The following is a 16888-nucleotide window of genomic DNA, read 5'->3' on the forward strand; positions in this document are numbered from 1 at the left end:
GCTCATAGGCACCACCCGAGGAGACAAAAAAATGACAATCCCCCACGACATCCAGGCGTCACGCCGCATACCGACATGCGGCGTGGCGCACGGCATGAACCGGCGACACGCCCTCGCCGCGACGCTCGCGGCGCTGGGCGCCGGCCTTGTCCGCGCCCAGCCGGCCTGGAGCCCCAAGGGCCCCGTGCGCATCGTCGTTCCCTTCGCCGCCGGCGGCACCTCGGACATCATCGCGCGCATCGTGGGCGTGCGGCTCGCACAAGCGCTGGGCCAGCCCGTGCTCGTCGACAACCGCGTGGGCGCCGGCGGCAACATCGGCATCGCCTCGGTGGCGCGCGCCGCGCCCGACGGCCAGACGCTGCTGCTGGTGTCGTCCGCCTTCGTGACCAACCCGGCCCTGTTCGCCGACAAGCCCCCGTATGACCCGCTGCGCCAGTTCGCACCGGTGTCGCTCGCCGTCAGCTCACCCGACGTGATCGTGGTGCCGGCCGCGAGCCCGCTCACCAGCCTGTCGGCCCTGATCGACGCCGCCAAGCGCCGGCCGGGCGCGCTCACCTACTCGACGCCCGGCAAGGGCAACAGCGTGCACCTGGGCGGTGAGTTGCTGTGGCAGCGCGCCGGCATCGAGCTGCTGCACGTGCCTTACAACGGCGCGGCCCCCGCCGTGCAGGCCGTGCTCGGCGGACAGGTCGATTGCGCATTGACCGCACTGCCGGCGGCCAAGGCCCACATCGCGGCGGGCACGCTGCGCGTGCTGGCCGTCGGCAGTCGCGCGCGCTGGGCCGAGCTGCCGCAGGTACCGACGGTGGCGGAGTCGGGCTTCGCCGGCTACCGCTCCGAGACCATGCAGGCGCTGTTCGCGCCGGCGGGCACACCCACGGCCGCCATCGAGCGGCTGCACACCGAGGTGCGGCGCATCCTGGCGCTCGATGAGGTGCAGCGCCAGACGCGCGACCTCGGCTTCGAGACGGTCGCGAGCCTGCCCGCCGACCTCGCCGCGCGCGTCGCCGAAGACGTGCCGCGCTGGACCGCCGTCGCCACCCGCGCGCGCATCCGCGCCGACTAACCGGCGCCACGCCCCTTCATCCACAGCGGTGCGCCGATGCGTGCCGGGCCGCGCCGTGCCGATTTCGTTTTCTTCACTCTCCAGGACTTCCATGATTTCTGTCGCCGAGACCCCCACGGACACCGAGGCACCGCCCGCTCCCCGCTCAATCCCCGCCAATGCCCAGGCGCTGCTGCAGGCCGTGCTGGACGCCAACCAGGGCACGCGCGACGCGCGCACCCGCACCGTGCTCGACGCGATGATCCGCCACCTGCACGCCTTCGCCTCGGAAGTGACGCTGACCTATGAAGAGCTCTTCAAGGGCCTGGACTTCATGGTGCGCATCGGCCAGGCCACGGGCCCGCGCAAGCACGAAGGCATCCTGCTCGCCGACATCCTCGGCATGGCCACGCTGGTGCTGCTGATGGACGCCAAGGCCGTGCTCGCCGCGGGCGGCACCGAGCCGGCGCTCATCGGCCCCTTCTGGCGCGCAAACCAGCCGGTGCGGCCCAACGGCGTGCGCATTGCGACCGACGACACGGCCGGCGCGACGCTGCACGTGAAAGGCCGCGTGCTGTCGCTGGACGGCACGCCCATTGCCGGCGCCCGCATCGAGACCTGGCAGGCGGCGCCCAGTGGCTTGTATGAGAACCAGGACCCCGAGCAGGAAGACATGAACCTGCGCGCCGTCTTCGAGACCGACGCCGACGGCCGCTTCTGGTTCGAGAGCGTGCAGCCCTCGGGCTACGGCGTGCCCACCGACGGCCCCTGCGGCGAACTGCTCGCACTGCAGAACCGCAGCCACATGCGACCGGCGCACCTGCACTTCATCGCCATCGCGCCGGGCCACAAGGTGCTGACGACGCAGATCTTCGATGCACGCGATCCGTACGCCTACAGCGACGCGGCCTTCGGCGCGGTGGGCTCGCTGCTGCGCGATTTCGAGCCCGACAGCGCGGGCCACTTCCACCTCGACTTCGAGCTGCGGCTGGAGCCCGGCGAAACGCGCCTGCCCACGCCCCCGCTGCCCTGAACGCACACACACGCATTTCCTTCCCTTCACTTCGCACCACGAGACATCGCACCATGAGCACACCACCGCGCGCCCTTCGCCTCAGCGCCAAGGCCCCGAGCCCCGAAGCACTGAATCCCGACCTGGTCGACATCGCACAGCCCGAGACACCGGCCGGCTGCGCCATCGTCGAAGTCCTCGCTGCGGCGATCAACCCGAGCGACGTCAAGGCGGCGCTGGGCCTGATGCCCTACGCCATCTGGCCCCGCACGCCGGGCCGCGACTACGCCGGGCGCGTGGTCGCCGGCCCGTCGGAGTGGATCGGCCGCGCCGTCTGGGGCACCGGCGGCGACCTCGGCATCACGCGCGACGGCACGCATGCGCGCTACCTCGCTCTGCCCGTGGCCGCGCTCGTCGCCAAGCCCGAGCGCATCGCCATGGCTTCGGCGGCCACGGTGGGCGTGCCCTTCGTGACGGCCTACGAAGGGCTGCGCCGGGCCCACCTCGCAGGCCCCGGCCAGACCGTGCTGGTGCTGGGCTCGAACGGCAAGGTCGGGCAGGCCACCGTGCAGTTGGCCACGCGGGCCGGCGCGCGCGTGATCGGCGTCGAACGCGGCGCCACCCAATACACAGGCCATGCGAGCGCGCAGGTCGAGGTGATCGACGGCACGCGCGACGACATCGCGCAGACCGTGCTGTCGATGACCGATGGCAAAGGCGTGGACATTGCCTACAACACCGTCGGCTCGCCCTACTTCGCGGCGGCGCTCGGCGCACTCAAGGTGGGCGGCACGCAGATCCTGATCTCCACGCCCGACCGCAATGTGCCCTTCGACATCATGGCCTTCTACCGCCGCGACCTGCACATGCTCGGCGTGGACAGCCTGAAGCTCACGGCCAGCCAGTGCGCGGATGTGTTTCGCACGCTGCTGCCCGGCTTCGAGGACGGCAGCCTGCAGGGCTTCGACGTGAACGACGGCTCGGTGCTGCCGCTGGACCGCGCGCGCCAGGCCTACCTGCAGGTGCTCGAAGGCTCGATGGAGCGGCTGGTGCTGGCGCCCTGAGCGTCCCACGCATCACTTCGGGGCCTGCCCGCAGGCAGGCCCTTCCCCACGAACAACAAGGAGACAACGATGGACACCCATCGCAGGACATTGCTTCGCCTCACGGCAGCCGCAGGCGGCATCGCCACCCTTCCCGCCACGCTCTTTGCGCAGCCCGCCTACCCGAGCCAGCCCGTGAAGCTGGTCATTCCCTTCACCGCCGGATCGACCACCGACGTGGTGGGCCGCATCGTCGGCGAACGGCTGCAGCAGTCCCTCGGCCAGCCTTGCGTGGTCGACAACCGCCCCGGTGCGGGCGGCACGCTCGGCGCCAGCGCGGTGGTCAATGCCGCGGCCGACGGCCACACGGTGCTCATCCACTCGACCGGCCACGTGGCGAACGCCGCGCTCTACCCCGGACTCAAGTACGACACGCTGAACGACTTCACGCCGGTCACCATGCTGGCGTCGATGCCCAATGTGCTGGTGGTGCCGCCCGACCGCGGCTTCACCTCGCTGCAGGACCTCGTGCGCAAGGTGAAGGCCGGCCCGCAGAAGTTCGTGTACGGCTCTTCAGGCAGCGGCAGCGCCTCGCACATCGCGGGCGAGAAGTTCCGCATCGCGACCGGCATCGAGGTCGCGCACATCCCGTACCGCGGCACGCCGCAGGCGCTCACCGATCTCATGGGCGGGCGGCTCGACTGGTTCCTGGCCCCGCTGGCGCTGGCCGCCCCGTTGGTGCAAGGCGGCAAGCTCGCCGCGCTGGCCATCGGCGCACCGAAGCGTTCACCGCTGCTGCCGCAGGTGCCGACCACCGCCGAAAGCGGCTTCGGTGATGCGGACCACCTGTTCTGGGTCGGCATGTTCGTGGCCGCCAGGACGCCGGAGCGCACCGTGGCGCACCTGCATGCCGAGACCGTGCGCGCCCTGAAGACCAGCGAGGTGCGCGCGCGCCTGGACAAGCTCGGTGCCGACGCCGCACCGATGCCGCAGCAGGCCTTCGCGCAGCAGGTGCGCGAAGAGATCGTGGCGACCACCGCGCTCATCCGCCGCGCCGGCATCCGCATCGACAGCTGATCACCCCTCGACCGCTGCGCTTCGAAAGAAAAACATGAGACGACCACACAAACTTCTGCTTGCCCTCGCGGCCACGGGCGCGCTCGGCGTCGCGCACGGCCAATCGTCCGTCACGGTGTTCGGCAGCATCGACCTGAACTTCACCTACTCGAAGGCAGGCAACGCCTCGACCAAGGCCATGGACCAGGGCGGCTACCTGCTGCCCAGCCGCCTGGGCTTTCGCGGCGTGGAAGACCTGGGCGGCGGGCTCGCGGCCGGCTTCTGGCTCGAGACCGCCGTGCTGCCCGACACCGGCGAGACGCAAGGCGGATTCGGCCGGCGCTCCACCGTGAGCCTGATGAGCAAGGACCTCGGCGAGCTGCGCCTGGGCCGCGACTACACGCCCACGTTCTGGAACGTGTCGAGCTTCTCGCCCTTCGGCACGGTCGGCGTGGGCGGCAGCAGCAACATCGTCGAAGGCTGGCCGCTCGGCCTGGGCCGCGCCCGCACGCAGGCTCGCGCCAGCAACTCGGCCGGCTACTTTCTGCCGCGCGGCCTCGGCGGCCTGTACGGGCAGTTCATGTTCGCAGCGGCTGAAGGCACGCAGGGCGCCGGCTACCGCGGCGGGCGGCTGGGCTACGAGTCGGGCCCGCTCAACGTGGCCGCCGCTTACGGCCAGACCGCCATCGGCGTCGACGACTACCGCACGGCGACCGTCGGCGGCAGCTACGACTTCGGCGTCGTCAAGGCCTATGCCAACTACCTGCGCCATCGGCTGGGACGCGAGCGGCAGACGAACGCGCTGATCGGCGCGTCGGTTCCCGTCTGCGCGGGGCAGATCCGCGTGTCGTTCGCGCGCTCCGAGCGCTCCGGCCCCGGCCTCGAGACCGACGGCACCGCGCGCCAGTTCGCCATCGGCTACGCGCACCACCTGAGCAAGCGCACCACGCTGTACAGCGCCTACTCGCGCATCAGCAACCGCGGCAATGCTGCCTATGTGGTGGCCGATTCGTCGCCGGCCGGTGTGCCGGGCCAGCGCTCGTCGGGCATTCAGCTCGGCGTGAACCACGCCTTCTGAACGCAGCCCATGAAACGACCGATACGACCACGGCTCGTCGCGGCCGCCGCGGCGGCGCTCGCGCTGCTGTGGCTGCCCACGGCGCTGGCGGCCGACACGCTGTTGCTCAACGGCGAGCTCCTCACGATGGACCCGGCGAAGCCCCGCGCGCAAGCGCTCGCGGTGCGCGGCAACCGCATCGTCGCGGTGGGCTCGAACGCCACGATCCGCAAGCTGCGCACCGCGCACACCCGCGTCATCGACCTGGGTGGCAAGACGGTGGTGCCTGGGCTCATCGATGCGCACATCCATGCCATCCGCGGCGGCCAGGGGTTCACCTTCGAGAGCTACTGGTACGAACAGACCACGCTGTCCGGCGCACTCGACCAGCTCACCCAAGACGCCGCAAAGCGCGGGCCCGGCCGATGGGTCGCGGTGATGGGCGCCTGGCATCCGGCGCAGTTCGCCGAGCAGCGCGCGCCGACGCCGCAGGACCTGAGCACCGCCCTGCCGCACAACCCGGCCTACGTGCAGTACCTGTACGACTACGCCGTCGTCAACAACCAGGCGATCGACATGCTGGGGCTGAACACTGGCGCTGCGCTGCCTCCCGGCATCACGGTCGAACGCGACGCGCAAGGCCGTGCCACCGGCAAGCTGTTCGGCGGCATCGGGCCTTTCTCTGCGCTGTTCGCACGCATCAGTGCGCGCCCCGAAGCCGAAAACCGCGCCAGCCTGCAGGCCTTCTTCCGCGAGCTCAACCGCCTGGGCGTGACCGGCGTCGTCGACCCGGCCGCGGGCGACCACGCGATCTACAGCCCGCTGTTCTCGCTGTGGCGCGACAAGGCGCTGACTGTGCGCGTCGCCTACCGCGCATCGGCCCTCGCGCCCGGCAACGAGACCGCCTGGTTCCAGACCAGCCTGGCCTACCTGCCGCCGCTGTTCGGCGACGACATGCTGCGCTTTCTCGGCGTGGGCGAAGTGCTGGCCTTCGGCATGAACGACGGCGTGCGCATGAGCGCCGGCTTCAACCCGCCGCAGTCGGCGCGCGACGAGCTGGCCCGGGCCGCGCTGTTCGCGGCCGAGCGCCGCTATCCGCTGGAGATCCACGCCTACACCGAAGACGGCGCGAAGGCCATCCTCGATGTGCTCGAGAAGGTCGCGCAGACGCGTCCCTTCAAAGATTTGCGCTGGGCCATCACGCACATCAACACGGGCTCCGAACAGACCTTCGAACGCATGCGCAAGCTGGGCATGGCGTACACGGTGCAGATGGGCCCGTACTTCGAGGCTCCGGCGATCCAGGAGGCGCACGGCGCCGAGGCTGCGCAGGCCTCGCCGCCCACCCGGCTGGCGCTGCAAAAGGGCCTGAGGGTGGCCGGCGGCACCGATTCCACGCGCGTCGGTGTGATCAACGTGTGGCGCGCCATCGGGTACCACGTGACGGGCCGCGCCGTCGGAGGCGCCGTGCAGCGCCGCGCCGACCTCCTGCTCACGCGCGAGGAAGCCTTGCGCCTGTACACGGCCAACGCCGCGTGGCTCACCTTCAGCGAGCCGCATCGCGGTTCGCTGACGGCCGGCAAGCTCGCGGACTTCGCGGTGCTCGACGCGCCCTTCCTCACCGTGGCGCCCGACGACATCCACAAGATCCGCTCCGTGCTGACCTTCGTCGACGGCAAGCCCGTGCACGTGGCGCCGCGCCATGGTGCCGCCTTGCCGCCGCACACCGATGCGCGCGTGCTGAAGGCCATCGGCCACCTGCACGACCACGGCGACGAAGCCGAAGGCGTGCCAGCTCGCCATTGATCGGTTGCCCTCGGAGCGCATGGCCGGCCGCGTCTCAGTTCTGCGCCGAGATCTTCTCGTCGCGGACCACCTGGGTCCAGCGCGTCACTTCCTTCGCGACGAAAGCCTGCGCCTCGGCCGGCGTGGTGGACCACGCATCGGCCGCCTGCAGCCGCAGGCCTTCGGCGACCTCGGGGCGCTTGAGCGTGACGCGCACCATCTCGGCGAGCTTCGCGACGATGGCTGGCGGCAGGTTCTTCGGCGCGCCCAGTGCGTACCAGGCGGTCACATCGAAGTCGGGCAGCACGGTTTCTGCAATGGTCGGCACGTCGGGGTACAGCGCGAAGCGCTGGCGCGAGGTCACGGCCAGTGGCTTGACCTTGCCGCTGTCGATGTAGGCGCTCATGCCGGCCATCGACGTGACGATGATCGGCACCTCGCCGCTCACGACCGCCAGCGCGGTGGCGCTGCCGCCGCGGTAGGGCACGTGGTTGAAGCGAACGCCAGCCCGCGACTGCAGCAGCGCCGCGGCCAGGTGCATGCCGCTGCCGTTGCCACCCGAGCCGTAGTCGATGGTGCCGGGCGCGGCCTTGGCCTTCTTCATCAGTTCCTGCACCGTCGCGAACTTGGCGTTGGGGTTCGCGATGATCGCGAACGGGCTCTGCGCCACCATCGAGATCATGGTGAAGTCGTTCACCGCGTCGTAGGGCAACGCGCCGTACAGGCTGGGCGCCGCCGCATGGCCGGAGGCCATGAGAAAGAGCGTGTAGCCGTCGGGTGCGCTGCGCGCCACGTAGCGCGCGGCCATGGTGCCCCCCGCGCCCGGCTTCGCCTCGACGATGGCCGAGTGCTTGAAGTGCTCGTGGAACTGCGCAGCCAGCAGGCGCGCCAGGTGGTCGATGGGGCCGCCGGGTGCGAAGCCGTGCACGATGCGCACCGGCCGGGTTGGCCAGGTGTCGGTGGCCTGCGCATGCGAAGCCACGGCGCCAAGTTGCAGCGCGGCGAACGCGAAGAGTCTCAGTATTTTTTTCATGATGGGGTCTTCGAAGGCGGGCGTGCGGCAATGCCTCAGACGAACCTGATGCTGGCGGCCTGGGCCCCCACGCGCTCTTGCGCTTCCACCAGCCGGGCCTTGAGGTTCGCCCAATCGACACCGAGCATCTTGCCGTGCCGCTTGCGCGCCTTGCCGGCGATCCACACGCTGTCGACATCGGGCGTGCCCGCGAAGGTGACGACGCGGTCCGCCAGGCTGCCGGCCATGCCGAAGCCGATGCGGTCGGTGCTCAGCAGCACGAGGTCGGCGCGCTTGCCGACGGTGATGGTGCCCGTCACGCCGCCCAGTCGCACGGCCTGCGCGCCCATCGAGGTGGCGAAGTCCAGAATGTCTTCCGACGTGTACCGGCCGACGTACCCGCGGCACTCGGGGTCGAGGTACAGGCTCCAGAACGTGGCGCGGATGTGCTCGAAGTAATCGCCCGTGAGCGCCAGCGAGATGTCGATGCCCATGCCCGTGGGCACGCCGGCCGCGCGCGCACGCCCGTGCACCGACGGGCCCTTGCTCGGCGACATCACGTACGGGAACTCGCCCATCGCGGTCGCGCAGATCATGCCGCCGGTGTCGCGCAGCATCTTCAGCTCGTCCGACGTGAGCCGGTTGGCGTGGGTGGCCTGGTAGTCGGGGCCGAGCAGGCCGGCTTCGTGCAGATCGGGCATGCCCGAGTCGCGGTGGCCCATCACGCCCGGTGCGTGCGGTTGCTCCGGCTTGTGGATGTGGGCCGCGAGCATCTTCACGCCCATGCCGCGCGCACGCGTCCATTCCTTGCGGATGTCGTCGATGCGGCTGCCGTTGTTGCCGCTGGGGGCCAGGCCGAGCTGCAGCAGGGCCGTGCTGTCGGAGAACAGTTCCTTCTGCAGCCGTTCGGCGGTCTTCCAGTGCGACTCGTTGGTCATGGCGATGCGCTCGCCGTCGGCCTTGGCCAGCGACACGGTATCGCCCGGCTTGTACGAAGACGACACGCCGAGCTGGAACGCGAACCAGCCGGCAATGCCGGAGTCGCGCAGACCCTGCGCGGCAGCCATGGCGCGGTCTTCGCTGGGCTGGCCGTGCGCGTAGTCGAGCACGGTGGTCACACCGGAGTCGATGGCCTGCAGGCCGCCGATCAGTTCGGCGAGGTAGTTGTCCTCGGGCGTCATCGAGACGATGGTGCGCATCTTCCACTGCTGGTAGTAGGGCGCGTACTCGGCCGGGCGCGTTTTCACCAGGCGGCCCATGTCGATGATCTCCCAGACGTGGCGGTGGCCGTCGATCAGGCCCGGCATGAGCACCATGCCTTTCGCATCGATGACCTCGGCGTCGGGTGGCGCCTGCAGGTTCGGGCCGACGGCGGCGATGCGGTCGCCTTCGATCAGCAGGTCACTGCCGTGCAGGTCTCCGAGCTTCGGGTCTCGCGTCAGGATGCTGGCGTTCTTGATCAGGGTATGCGTCATGTCTCACTCGGTGTTTCAAAGGGTCCGAGGATGTTGACGTTTTCGTTTCGATCAATAAACGGCGTCCAAAGAAAGAAATGATTTCTTGGTAGGAAAAAATCTATGCCACGGCCGCGTCGTCGGCTTCGAGCTGCCACTGGCTGTCGGCCGCAAAGCTGCGCGCCACGAAGTTCACGAACTCGCGCACCTTCGGCGAGGGCCGGCGCGGCTGCGGGAACACAGCGAACAGCGTGCGCGGTTCGGGCACCACGCCGGGCAGCACGGTGTGCAGGTTGCCGTCGGCGAGGTGGCCCGTCACGAGGAACGCGGGCAACAGGCCGATGCCCGCGCCGGCCAGCAGCGCCTCGCGCAGCACCAGGCTGTTGTTGCAGCGGCAGTTGCCGCCCACGCGCACCATGCGTTCGCTGCCGGCCTCGGTGAAGCGCCACTCGTCGGGCGTCTGGCCGCGCGTGTAGACCAGGCAGTTGTGACGCACGAGGTCCGCCAACGTATCGGGCGCGCCGCGTGCCTCCAGGTAGGCCGGCGCAGCGACCAGCATGCGCGGCATCTTCGCGATGGCGCGGGTGGCACCGGTCGCGTCCTTCACGTGGTCGGCGATGAACAGCGCCACATCGACGCCCTCTTCCGCCGGATCGACGAAGCGGTCGTTGAGCGTCATGTCGATCGTCACCTCGGGAAAGCCGGCCAGGAAATCCGCCACCGTGCGGCCCAGGTGCGCCGTGCCGAGCGACACCGGCGCGCGCACCTTCAGCAGCCCGCGCGGCGTGGTCTGCAGCTGGCCGGCGGACTTCTCGGCCTCTTCCACGTCGTCGAGGATGCGCACGCACTTGTCGTAGTAGCTGCGCCCGGCATCGGTGAGATTGATGCGCCGCGTGGTGCGCGCCAGGAGCGGCGTGCCGATGTGGTTTTCGAGCGCCGCCACGTACTTGCTCACCGACGCGTTGGACATGCGCATCTGCTCGGCGGCGACCGTGAAACTGCCGCGCTCAACCACCTTGCGGAACACACACATGGCCGTGAGGCGGTCCATATTCTTTCCTCTCAGGAAAACAGTTTTTTCTTCGAGCGATGTTTATTGTCAAAAATGAAAATGTCAACATCCTCGGACTCTTACAACCACGGAACGAGACATGACCCCACCCAAGATCGCCCCGCCCCCGGGCTCGGCGCCACCGGCCGGATTGACCCGCAAGGCTTTCCTCGGACTGTCGGCCGGCGCTGCCGCCGCAGCGGCCTTTGCGCCGCAGGCGATGGCGCAAACGCCGAAGCCCGCTGCGTCGCCACGCGGCCCCGCGCGACGTACGCTGATCCGCGGCGCCGACCTGCTCACGATGGACCCGCTGAACAAGGAGCTGCAGGCGACCGACGTGCTGGTCGAGAACGGCAAGATCGCCGCCATCGGCAAGCGCCTGCCCGCCGGCGATGCCGAGGTGATCGAGGCGCGCGGCATGATCCTGATGCCCGGCATGATCGACGGCCACCGCCACATGTGGCATGGCCTGGATGCAGGGCGCATCGTCAAGGCCGAACCCAATGCCTACGCCAAGGGCTACATCGGCTGGCAGCGGCGCACCATGGCCTGCATGACGCCCGAGGACAACTACCTTGCGGAACTGATCGGCGGCCTGCAGGCCATCGACGCGGGCGTGACGACCGTGCTCGACTACGCCCACGGCCAGCCCACCGAAGAAAAAGCGCTGGCCGCGGCACGCGGCGTCAAGGACTCGGGCGTGGCCGGCTGGTTCACCTTCCAACTCGGGCGCGCAACCGCCTTCGGGCCGGGCTCGACGATCCCGACGGCCCGCGTGCATGCCGACCTCAACACGACAACCGAAACCAACTGGAAGACCGTCGAGCGGCTGCAGAAGGAGCTGTTCTCCGACAGCAACGGCCTGCTGCAGCTGGGCCTGGCGCCCTCGAACGCCACCGGCCGCCCCTTGGCCGAGGTGCGCAGGGAATGGGAACGCGCCCGCGCCACCGGCGTGAAGATGCTTGCCGCGCACGTGCACAAGACGGCGCAGCCCCAGCCGGCCGGCACCATCGGGCACCGCGGCTCCGGCATCGTCGACCTGCACGAGGCCGGCCTGCTCGGGCCCGACTACCACGCGTCGCACGGCAACCGCCTCACCGATGAAGAGCTCAAGATGCTGCGCGATACCGGCGGCATGCTCTGCGCCACGGTGGTCGGCGAGTTCCCCTACATGATGACGCCGCACCTCATGGCCTCCGCGCACGGCCGCGCGCGCCATGCCGGCGTGGCCACCGGCATCGGCATCGACGTGAACTCGGTGCTGCAGCAGGACTACTTCGAGCACGTGCGCTGCGCGTTCCTCAGCCTCTTCCTCGAGCCCGAAGGCCGCGAGATCGTGCGCGACTACAAATCGGAAGACACGCTCGACTTCGCCACCGCGCTCGGCGCCAGGGCCGTGCGGCTGGGCGACGTCACGGGCAGCCTCACGGTCGGCAAGCGCGCCGACCTGGTGCTGCTGCGCACCGACCGCATCGGCTTCGCCATGCTGGGCAGCCTGGCCGACCGGGTGATGAACTTCGCATCGCAGACCGACATCGACAGCGTGTGGGTCGCCGGCACCGCGCGCAAGCGGCACGGAAAGATGCTCGGCGTCGACTGGGCGAAGCTCAAGGCGCAGCAGGTGGCCGCGCAGCAGCGCATCGGGCCGCAGCAGGCCAGCATCACCTTCACGACCTAGCGCGCCGCGCAGGCCACCCCGGCCTGCGGGCGCCGCGTGACGTTCTCGTCGCGCGCGCCCTCTTCACCTCTGCTCACTGAACACCTCCGTGCAGCCCGCTCCCGGGCTGTCGTAGCGCCGCTCGTCCTGCGCCTTCCCACTTTCTGGAATTCATGCGATGAACAAATCCCTGATCGCCCTGGCCACCGTCTCCCTGGCCGGTGCCGCATCCGCCCAATCCTCGGTCACCGTCTTCGGCGTGATCGATGCGATGGTCAGCAGCTATTCGAACCGCTCCGAAGACCCGCGCGGCCTCACGCCTGCCGTGACCGTGCGCCGCACCGCCCTCGGCCACTCCGGCTACAGCACCAGCCGCCTTGGCTTTCGCGGCACCGAAGACCTCGGCGGCGGCCTGGCCGCCAGCTTCTGGCTCGAAGCCCCGATCACCAACGACGACGGTGCCATGGGCATCGCGAACTTCTCGCGCCGCTCGACCGTGAGCCTCTCGGGCGGCTTCGGCGAGATCCGCCTGGGCCGCGACTTCACGCCGACCTTCTGGAACGACACGCTGTTCGACCCGATCAACACCAACGGTGCCGGCGGCAATCTGATCCTCGCGGCCAATACCGCCTTCGCGGGCAACGCGAACTACGTGCGGGCGAGCAATTCCATCGGCTACTTCCTGCCGCCGAACCTCGGTGGCTTTCACGGGCAGCTGCAGTACGCGCTGCACGAGCGCGACAGCTACGCTCCCGGCACCGCGACGCCACCGGGCGTGAACCCCGTCACCGGCGCGCGCAACCCCGGTACGGTCGCGCCTTCTCGTACAGGCCGCTACATCGGCGGGCGCCTGGGCTACGCGAGCGGACCGCTGCAGCTGGCCGTGGCCTACGGTGACAGCACCGTCGCCGACAACTACTACGCAGGCAGCACCGATTCGGTGAAGACGATGAACCTCGGCGCCTCGTACCGCTTCGGCAGCGTCAAGCTCTTCGGCGAGTGGTCGCGCTCGCGGCACGCGCGCGACCTGGCGCAGCCCGCGCTCGGCGGCGGCCTGCGCGAGGTGGACCTCAAGGGCTACGTCGTCGGCGTCACCGTGCCGGTCGGCGCCGGGCTGATCCGGGCGGCGTACTCGCACGTCACCTACGACCAGGACAACACCGGCGCACCGTTCGGCGCAGCAAAGAACCCGAAGGCCGGCAAGCTGGCACTGGGCTACGTGCACAACCTGTCCAAGCGCACCGCGCTGTACGCGACCGTGGGCCACGTGCGCAACAAGAACGGCGCGGCGCTCACCACGGGCGGTCCGGCCTTCGTGCAGAGCGCGGGGCTCACGCCGAAGACCTCCACGGGCTACGACTTCGGCATCCGCCACGCGTTCTAGCAGGCCGGGGCGTCTGGGCATCGGCACCGCGGGCGCCCGAAAACATCGGTGTTAACGGGGTTGATTCAAGCGCCCATAATGCCTGCCGGGCGGCCATGCCAGGGGTCGCCATCCACCCGGCACAAGCGGGTGCGCCGCCTTCCTGCCTGGCATCGACGGAACGACACCATGAGCGCTTTGCACATGTTTCTACCGGTCTCCGAGCCCGCGCGCAGCGAGGCGCTGGCGCTTTTCATCAAGACACACCACGTGCCCCGCCACCTCGTGAGAGGCACCTCGCGCAAGATGCCGGACGACTGCGGTCCCCCCGCACCGGTTCGCACCTCGCAGGAACAACCGCAGGCCGCACCCGCCCAGCCATCGGCCGCATCGGCCTAGGGCGGACAGACCGCAAGGAAGACAGCCCCCGCCGCGCCGGCCGCGCGCGGCGCGTGGTCGTGCGCCCTTCTTGACCCGCCTCCGGCGGCCGCCTGGCATCGCGTGCCACATCGCCGCGAGGCAGCCCGTCTTTCCATTCGCCTACACCGAAAGTCCGGGATAAAACCCACCTTCATCGGTCACACTGGCGACATCTACAAAAGAATGCGCGAGTTATCGCGACATACTGCACGAATGCAAAAAAATCACATGGAAACGAGCCGCCCCACGATGCGCTCGTTCCGCAGCCAGCCATGACGGAGTTGAGGGTCAGCTGGGAGCACACGTTCCCCGACGACGGGACGAAGCTGGTCATCCATTCGAACTGGGTTTCCAACACCCCCGCCACGCAGGCCTACCTCGAGGCCTTGGTCGCGCGGGTCGGGCAGATGGACCCGGCGCCCCACTGCGTTTTCGAGAAACGCCAGGCCGTCCCTTCGCGCTCGTTGCCGCCGGACCTCGGCACCTTCACCTCGGCCGAGTTCTGGCAGGTGGCCGAGCTGCTGCACCTGCAGGCCACCCCCTCCCTCGCCGCCGCGCGGCTGGTGCTGGTCGAGGGCATGCGTCCGGCCAAGGCGGCGAGGCAGCTCAACACGAGCCCGCAGGCGTTGACGAACACGTTGCGCAAGATCCGCACGGAGCGCGCGACCTCGTCGCGGCTGGGCAGGTTGCCCGCCGACCGGCCGCCATCCGAAGGCACCGCGCCGCAGGAGCCCTGAGCGGCCGACCGGCGCACCCTCCCCGGCTTGCATCGGCACGGTCAATCCCGTACGCTGGCCCGGCGTCGATGCGCAGCACCCGAGCCCTTGCGGGCCGCCGGGCCGGCCTTGCGGACGCGCAAAGGAGTCCCGCCATGCCAAGCCGATCGAACGGCCTCGCGGCCGAAATGGAAGCAGTGCGAACACTGGCGCTGGTGGGCGCGGCGGCCGCCGGCAAAACCTCCCTGGCCGAGGCCCTGTTGTTCAAGGCGGGCGCCGTCGGCGCGTGCGGCAGCGTCGAGCGCGGCAGCACCGTCAGCGACCACGACCCACTCGAGCGCCGCATGCTGCACTCGCTCAACGCCTCGGTGATGCACCTCACCCATGCCGCCACGCGCATCCACCTCATCGACACGCCTGGCGGTCCCGACTTTCTCGGCCAGAGCCTGCCGGCGCTGGAGGCGGTCGAAACGGTGGCGGTGGTCATCAATGCCGCCACCGGCATCGAGCCGATGGCAGTGCGCATGATGGAGTACGCGGCCTCGCGCCACCTGGCCCGCATGATCATCGTCAACAAGATCGATTCGCAGGGCATCTCGCTGGCGGGCCTGCTGGCCGACATCCAGGCCACCTTCGGCCGCGAATGCCTGCCGCTGAACGTGCCCGACGGGGTTAACCGGCAGGTGATCGACTGCTTCTTCAACCGCTTCGGGCGCTCCGACTTCGGCCCCGTCGAAGCGGCCCACCGCGCGCTGGTGGAACAGGTGGTCGAGGTCGACGCGGCCTTCGTCGACCGCTACCTCGAAGAAGGCGACGTGGACCCGTCCGAGCTACACGCGCCGCTCGAGCAGGCGCTGCGCGAAGGCCACCTGATCCCGGTGTGCTTCACCTCGTCGCGCAGCGGCGCCGGCGTGGCCGAGCTGCTGGACGTGATCGTCAAGCTCCTGCCCGACCCGACCGAGGCCAACCCGCCGGAGTTCCTCGTCGGCGAAGGCGCGCAGGCCCAGCCCATGCAGGCCCGGCCCGACCCGTCGCTGCACGTGCTGGCGCATGTTTTCAAGGTCACGATCGACCCCTATGTCGGCAAGATGGGCATCTTCCGCGTGCACCAGGGCACGGTCACGCGCGACAGCCTTCTCTACATCGGCGACGGCCGCAAGCCGTTCAAGGTCGGGCACCTGTTCATGCTCCAGGGCAAGGACCATGTCGAGGTGTCGCACGCGGTGCCGGGCGACATCGTGGCGGTGGCCAAGGTCGACGAGATCCATTTCGATGCCGTGCTGCACGACGCGGCCGAAGACAGCCATGTGCACCTCGCGCCGCTGCCGTTCCCGGTGCCGGTGTACGGCCTGGCCGTGGAGCCCAAGCGCCATGGCGACGAGCAGCGCGCCTGGGAAATCCTGGGCAAGCTCGCGGCCGAAGACCCGTGCCTGCGCATCGAGCATGTGGCCGCGACCAACGAGACGGTGCTCTACGGCCTCGGCGAGCTGCACCTGCGCCTCGTGCTCGAACGCCTGCGCGAGGTGTACCGCTTCGAAGTCCAGACGCGGCCGCCGCGCATCGCCTACCGCGAGACCGTGACCGCGCCGGCCGAGGGCCATCACCGCCACAAGAAGCAGACCGGCGGCGCCGGCCAGTTCGCCGAAGTCTTCCTGCGCATCGAACCGCTGGCGCGCGGCGCGGGTTTCGAGTTCGCCGACGAGGTCCGGGGCGGCGCCATTCCGAACCAGTTCATCCCCGCGGTCGAGAAAGGCGTGCGCGAAGTGCTGGCCTACGGCGCGATCGCCGGCTACCCCGTGGTCGACGTGCGCGTGGTGGTGTACGACGGCAAGCACCACAGCGTGGACAGCAAGGACATCGCCTTCGCGACCGCCGGCCGCAAGGCCTTCATGGCCGCGATCCGCGAGGCGCAACCGGCCGTGCTCGAGCCGATCGTCCAGATCGAGATCGCCGTGCCCGAGCATGCCGTGGGCGACGTCACGAGCGACCTGTCGTCGCGGCGCGGCCTGGTCACCGGCACGTCGGGCCTGGGGGCCGGCACGGTGGCCATCGGTGGACAGGTGCCCGAGGTCGAGCTGGCCAACTACCAGTCGCGCCTCAACGCGATGACCAGCGGCCAGGGGCGCTACACCATCGCGCTGTCGCACTACGAGGCCGTGCCGCCGACCGTGCAGCGCACGCTGATGGGGCAGTACCGGGTGCGCGACGACGACTAGG

General features: G+C 69.7%; 14 protein-coding genes. 11 read left to right on the forward strand and 3 right to left on the reverse strand.

Annotated elements, in window-relative coordinates; translation table 11 throughout:
* The first annotated feature begins 31 nt into the window (after window positions 1-31).
* The 6 genes from AC07YS_RS07370 (at window position 32) to AC07YS_RS07395 (ending at window position 7019) form a co-directional block, all read left to right on the forward strand.
* The gene (locus AC07YS_RS07370) at window positions 32-1066 is read left to right on the forward strand and encodes a tripartite tricarboxylate transporter substrate binding protein (protein ID WP_495267785.1); all 1035 of its coding nucleotides are present in this window, start codon (window positions 32-34) and stop codon (window positions 1064-1066) included.
* Window positions 1067-1157: 91 nt separating this feature from the next.
* Window positions 1158-2078: a dioxygenase family protein gene (locus tag AC07YS_RS07375; RefSeq protein WP_495267786.1), complete on the forward strand. Its 921-nt coding sequence runs from the start codon at window positions 1158-1160 to the stop codon at window positions 2076-2078.
* A 53-nt stretch (window positions 2079-2131) separates the two neighbouring features.
* The gene (locus AC07YS_RS07380; protein ID WP_495267787.1) at window positions 2132-3121 is read left to right on the forward strand and encodes a quinone oxidoreductase family protein; all 990 of its coding nucleotides are present in this window, start codon (window positions 2132-2134) and stop codon (window positions 3119-3121) included.
* 69 nt (window positions 3122-3190) lie between these two features.
* The gene (locus AC07YS_RS07385) at window positions 3191-4177 is read left to right on the forward strand and encodes a Bug family tripartite tricarboxylate transporter substrate binding protein (protein WP_492696727.1); all 987 of its coding nucleotides are present in this window, start codon (window positions 3191-3193) and stop codon (window positions 4175-4177) included.
* A 34-nt stretch (window positions 4178-4211) separates the two neighbouring features.
* Entirely contained in the window at window positions 4212-5234 is a 1023-nt protein-coding gene (locus AC07YS_RS07390; RefSeq protein WP_495267788.1) for a porin, read from the forward strand.
* Between the two features lie 9 nt (window positions 5235-5243).
* Entirely contained in the window at window positions 5244-7019 is a 1776-nt protein-coding gene (locus AC07YS_RS07395; protein WP_495267789.1) for an amidohydrolase, read from the forward strand.
* A 34-nt stretch (window positions 7020-7053) separates the two neighbouring features.
* On the opposite strand, the gene AC07YS_RS07400 is transcribed toward AC07YS_RS07395, so the two are convergent.
* The 3 genes from AC07YS_RS07400 to AC07YS_RS07410 form a co-directional block, all read right to left on the reverse strand.
* Window positions 7054-8031: a Bug family tripartite tricarboxylate transporter substrate binding protein gene (locus AC07YS_RS07400; RefSeq protein ID WP_495267790.1), complete on the reverse strand. Its 978-nt coding sequence runs from the start codon at window positions 8029-8031 to the stop codon at window positions 7054-7056.
* Between the two features lie 35 nt (window positions 8032-8066).
* Entirely contained in the window at window positions 8067-9485 is a 1419-nt protein-coding gene (locus AC07YS_RS07405) for an amidohydrolase family protein (protein ID WP_495267791.1), read from the reverse strand.
* Between the two features lie 100 nt (window positions 9486-9585).
* The gene (locus tag AC07YS_RS07410) at window positions 9586-10515 is read right to left on the reverse strand and encodes a LysR family transcriptional regulator (RefSeq protein ID WP_495267792.1); all 930 of its coding nucleotides are present in this window, start codon (window positions 10513-10515) and stop codon (window positions 9586-9588) included.
* A gap of 100 nt (window positions 10516-10615) precedes the next feature.
* Between AC07YS_RS07410 and AC07YS_RS07415 the strand changes: the two genes are divergently transcribed.
* The 5 genes from AC07YS_RS07415 (at window position 10616) to fusA (ending at window position 16887) form a co-directional block, all read left to right on the forward strand.
* Window positions 10616-12193, forward strand: a complete 1578-nt coding sequence (locus AC07YS_RS07415; protein ID WP_495273879.1) for an amidohydrolase family protein — start codon at window positions 10616-10618, stop codon at window positions 12191-12193.
* A gap of 157 nt (window positions 12194-12350) precedes the next feature.
* Window positions 12351-13556 carry a porin gene (locus tag AC07YS_RS07420; RefSeq protein ID WP_495268402.1) on the forward strand — a complete coding sequence of 402 codons (1206 nt, stop codon included), beginning with the start codon at window positions 12351-12353 and terminating at the stop codon, window positions 13554-13556.
* Between the two features lie 168 nt (window positions 13557-13724).
* Window positions 13725-13934, forward strand: a complete 210-nt coding sequence (locus AC07YS_RS07425; RefSeq protein WP_487848509.1) for a hypothetical protein — start codon at window positions 13725-13727, stop codon at window positions 13932-13934.
* 293 nt (window positions 13935-14227) lie between these two features.
* The gene (locus AC07YS_RS07430) at window positions 14228-14692 is read left to right on the forward strand and encodes a hypothetical protein (protein WP_062471967.1); all 465 of its coding nucleotides are present in this window, start codon (window positions 14228-14230) and stop codon (window positions 14690-14692) included.
* Between the two features lie 134 nt (window positions 14693-14826).
* Entirely contained in the window at window positions 14827-16887 is a 2061-nt protein-coding gene (gene fusA / locus AC07YS_RS07435) for an elongation factor G (protein ID WP_495268403.1), read from the forward strand.
* Window position 16888: the final 1 nt, after the last annotated feature.

Source organism: Variovorax sp. GW458-11-26-14-LB1 (genome assembly GCF_059423965.1).